Genomic DNA, 4,322 nt, shown 5'->3' with positions numbered 1-4,322 from the left:
TCGGCCCCCAAACCGGCGAGTGAGGACCGCATCTCCTCGCCGATGCGCCAGCGATCCCAGACCGTCGCCAACCTGAACGCGCTGTTGCCACCCGGCTCACCCGCTGGCACGTCGCCGATGGACTCCAAGGGCCCGAGGCTGCTCAGCCGGCCGACGGTTGCCACATGCTCGGCGACGGAGCGGATCAGCTGTGACCGGCGGGATGACGGTATCCACGCCACTGCCTGCGGACGCTGCTCCCACGGCCACTCACGCAGAACGTCCACGCAGGCGGCCAGCAGGGCATCCGTGGCAGGGGCGTCGCCATCGGCCAGCAATGCCCGCACGCGTTGCCCCCAACCGAGATCGGTGAGACGTGCGATGGCCCGGCCTGGCTGGACTCGTTCCGGCTCGGCGATCTTGCCGCGCACCTCGATCCCCAGCCGCGGCATCCCGGACGGCCACTGGGCACGCGGCTCCACCGGCACGCCGGCCCTGCCGAGAATGTTGCGCGCACCGGCGAGCGCCTGCTCGGGAACCGTACCCGGGTACCAAGGTCCGGCGCAGACATCACACCTGCCGCAGTCCGCGGCCGTCGGATCGTCCAGCACCTGCTGCAGGAATGCCATCCGGCACTGCTCGCCCCGCTGGTAGGTCCGCATCAGATCTGCCTCCGCGGCGCGCGTCTGTGCGACGCGCTCATAGCGCTCGGCGTCGTAGATCCACGGCTGCCCGGTCGCCTCCCAGCCACCGCGAACCCGGCGGACGGCGCCCTCGACATCGAGCACTTTCAGCAACAGCTCGAGCCGGGTGCGGCGGACGTCGGCGACCGTCTCCAGAGCGGCCGTGGACATCGGCTGACCGGACTCGGCCAGAGCCCCGATCACCGACTCCGCCTGCTCCGGCTTCGGCATCGAGACCGTCGCGAAGTAGTGCCAGATGTCGATATCCTCCGCTGCCGGGAGCAACAGCACGTCGGCGCGCTCGGTGGCCCGGCCTGCGCGGCCCACCTGCTGGTAGTACGCCACCGGGGACGACGGCGCGCCGACATGGATGACAAAACCCAGATCCGGCTTGTCGAACCCCATGCCCAGCGCGCTCGTGGCGACCAGGGCCTTGACCTTGTTGTGCAGCAGAGCCTGCTCGGCGTCGACCCTGTCGGCGGGGTCGGTACGGCCGGTGTAGGCGCGCACGTCGTATCCGGCGTCACGGAGCAACTCGGCGGTGTCCTCGGCACCGGACACGGTCAATGAGTAGATGATCCCGCTTCCCGGCAACTCGCCCAAGTGAGCGGCGAGCCAGCCCAGGCGTTCCTCGGACGAGCGCAGGCGCAGCACGCCGAGCCGCAGGCTGTTGCGGGCCAGCGATCCACGCTGGGTCCGCACGTCCGCGCCCCCGCTTCCCAGCTGCTCGGCGACATCGGCGACCACCCGGGCGTTCGCGGTGGCCGTCGTCGCGAGCACAGGTGTACCCGGCGGCAGCGAGTCGAGCAGGTCACGGATCCGGCGGTAGTCGGGCCGGAAATCATGCCCCCAGTCGGAGACGCAATGCGCCTCGTCCACCACGATCAGTCCCGCGTTCGTGGTGAGTGTGGGCAGCTGCTCCTCGCGGAACCGAGGGTTGTTCAGCCGCTCAGGGCTGACCAAGAGCACATCCACGGCGTTGTCCGCGAGCGCCTGGGCCACCTCACCCCACTCGTCCGCGTTGGCCGAGTTGATGGTGACCGCCCGGATGCCGGCCCGCTCGGCCGCGGCGACCTGGTCCCGCATCAGGGCCAGCAGCGGCGAGACGATGATGGTCGGGCCGAGTCCACGGGCTCGCAGGAGCCCGGTGGCGACGAAGTACACCGCCGACTTACCCCATCCGGTGCGCTGGACGACGAGGACCCGGCGCCGGTGCTCGACCAGGTCGTGCACCGCATCCCACTGCCCGTCCCGGAAGGCCGCGTCCTCACTGCCGACCAAGCGGCGCAGCAGGGCCTCTGCCTCGTCTTTCAGGTCCATGGGGCTCCCTCCGTCACCAGCACCTGTCTCGACGACAATACCCCGCCGCGCAGACATTCTTTGACCGGCAATCCGTCCGTTCACGTTCGGCGAATGGTGTTGACGGGCGTGAACCTACGTTTACCTGGGTAACGATGTCATAGTCTTAGGTAGTGTTCAGCCGCGTCTCGCCGCGCCAAACATTACGCAAGACCAGGAAGGATTCGGGGCTTAAGATCGGGAATGTCCTCCTGGTTACGCAAGACCACGAACCTCGAGGACGCGCATCGGACCGGTGGAACCGGAGACCTCGGTCGATGCGATACGGACGCCGAAGTCGGCGCTGACCTCGTCGAGTGTCGACGCCAGCCAGGCTGTGTCGCTCTCTGGGGCGTGTTCCAGGCGCATCCGCCGAGCGCGCATCGGCACCATCCGCAATGCCGCCAGCGCCCCGTCGGCCGGGTCGACGTCCGCGACGTATACCAGCCGCACGTCGTCCCGGTACTCGTCATAGCCGGCGATGCCCTCGTAATCGTTGATGAAGTCGCCGCAGCCGTACAGGATGAGTTTGCCTCGATATACCTCGATCGGACGTGGGTGGTGCGAGGAGTGCCCGTGCACCACATCCACGCCGGCGTCGATCAGTTGGTGAGCGAACTCCGTCTGCTCCCGCGGGACTCCATACCCCCAGTTGGACCCCCAATGGATCGACACCACGACGACGTCCCCTACTCGCCTGGCGGCGTCGGCCCGCACCGCCAGCGACTCAGCATCGCGGCGGCGCAGCGCGGCCATCGCGATGCCCGCACGGTCAGCACGCGCCCGCCAGTCCAGCGGGACACCGGACGACGCCGTGCCGACCGAGTACACCAGTACCCGAGTGCTGCCCGCGTCACTCGGACGCGATCGCCGACCGTTACCGACGTCGTCATCACTGCCGACGTCACCGATCTGGACGACGGCGGGCCGCGTGGCCTCGTCGGTGTCCCGGCCGGCTCCGGCCGTACGGAGTCCGGACACGTGCAACGTGTCGAGCGTCTCGGACAGCCCGGAGCGTCCGAAGTCCAACGTGTGGTTGTTCGCCAACCCGCACACATCCGGCCGGCCGGCGGCCAGTGCCGCGACGTTGCCCGGGCTCATCCGGTAGTGCACGGACTTGCCCGAAGCGAACTCCCCACTCCTGGTGACGCTCGTCTCCAGGTTGAGGATGCGAACGTCGGGCCCCAACTCATCGAGCGTCGCCAGAGCGTCGCCCCACGGCCAGTCGAAGCCGACCGGACGTGGAACCGGACCATTCGTCTTCTCGGCCAGGTCCACGTAGGCCCGTGCGTCCCGCATGAACGGCTCGGACAGCTGCGGGTCACCCGCGTTGGCCAGGATCTGGTCGACTCCGCGTCCCAGCATCACGTCGCCGCAGAGAGACAGCTTGACCGTACCGTCGCTCACGCATCCACAGTAGACGCGTTGGTTCTGATCCATCACCCACGCGTTGGTTCTAACCCGTATCATCCAGCTTCGCCGGGGTAGCCTCTTGAGTAGGCGATGAGGTGCCATGCAGATCACCCGGGCCGCTGTGATCATCGTCTACCACGGGGTACTGGTAGACGAGGTAGAGATCGTGCGCTTCGTGCTCTCGCGGATTCCGGATCTGAGAACGGTCACCGCGGGCCCGGCGCCAGGACGGGTGACCGGGATCGGCGGCGTGGTCACCGCCGACGCCTCCCTCGACGAGATCAGGCGTCCGGCCGTCGTCGCGGTACCGGGCGGCATCGGCTCGCACCTGCACGCGGAGATCGCCTCGTGGCTGCGCCACGTCTCACCGAGATGGCTATTGGCAAGCTCCACCGGCTCAGCGTTGCTGGCCGCGTCGGGCCGCCTGCAGGACGCCACCGCCTCCGGCCACTGGCTCGCCGGGCACCTCCTCGAACGCTACGGCGCCCATCCATCGCACCAGCCCGTGGTGGTCGACGGGCCGATCATCACCTGCTCGTCAGGCCCGAGCGCCTTCCGCGCCGCTCTGGTGATCGCCGAATCCTACGGCGGGCAGGAGCTCGTCACGCGGATCCGTGCCGATGCCGCTACGGCCCCCGAGGAGGGGCATCCGGCTCAGAACCGCAGCGTGTGGACGCGCCTCCGGGACGCGATCCTGCGCAGGGACCGCCGGGCCGAGCCGGCCGGCGCGCCGATCGACCAGGGCGTCGACGAGATCGAGGTATTAGATCTCGGGCTCGTCAAACCTCGCCCCCCTCAGTCGTGACGTGCTCCTGGGCGGCGTCCGGGCCGCCGTCGAGGAGAGCGCGGAAGCCTTCCTCACGCAGAACCGGGACGCCGAGCTGCACCGCCTTCTCATACTTCGAGCCA

The 4,322-nt window shown here is 68.8% G+C and carries 3 protein-coding genes; 1 reads left to right on the top strand and 2 read right to left on the bottom strand.

The genetic code is table 11. The features are described 5' to 3' along the window. A partial coding sequence (locus ELR45_RS21215; RefSeq protein WP_240759966.1) for a RecQ family ATP-dependent DNA helicase occupies nucleotides 1-1,982 on the bottom strand: 1,982 nt, incomplete at its 3' end. Between the two features lie 234 nt (nucleotides 1,983-2,216). Next, on the bottom strand, nucleotides 2,217-3,407 hold the full coding sequence (locus ELR45_RS21210) for a CapA family protein (protein ID WP_205856983.1): 1,191 nt from the start codon (nucleotides 3,405-3,407) through the stop codon (nucleotides 2,217-2,219). Nucleotides 3,408-3,513: 106 nt separating this feature from the next. Between ELR45_RS21210 and ELR45_RS21205 the strand changes: the two genes are divergently transcribed. Beyond that, complete coding sequence (locus tag ELR45_RS21205; RefSeq protein ID WP_129668122.1) at nucleotides 3,514-4,218, top strand: DJ-1/PfpI family protein; 705 nt, start codon at nucleotides 3,514-3,516, stop codon at nucleotides 4,216-4,218. The last annotated feature ends 104 nt before the right edge of the window (nucleotides 4,219-4,322 follow it).

Origin of the sequence: Phytoactinopolyspora endophytica (genome assembly GCF_004138495.1) — a bacterium.
Taxonomy (GTDB): domain Bacteria; phylum Actinomycetota; class Actinomycetes; order Jiangellales; family Jiangellaceae; genus Phytoactinopolyspora; species Phytoactinopolyspora endophytica.
The sequence above is the reverse complement of the archived record's forward strand: the minus strand, read 5'-3'. Positions and strand labels throughout refer to the sequence as shown.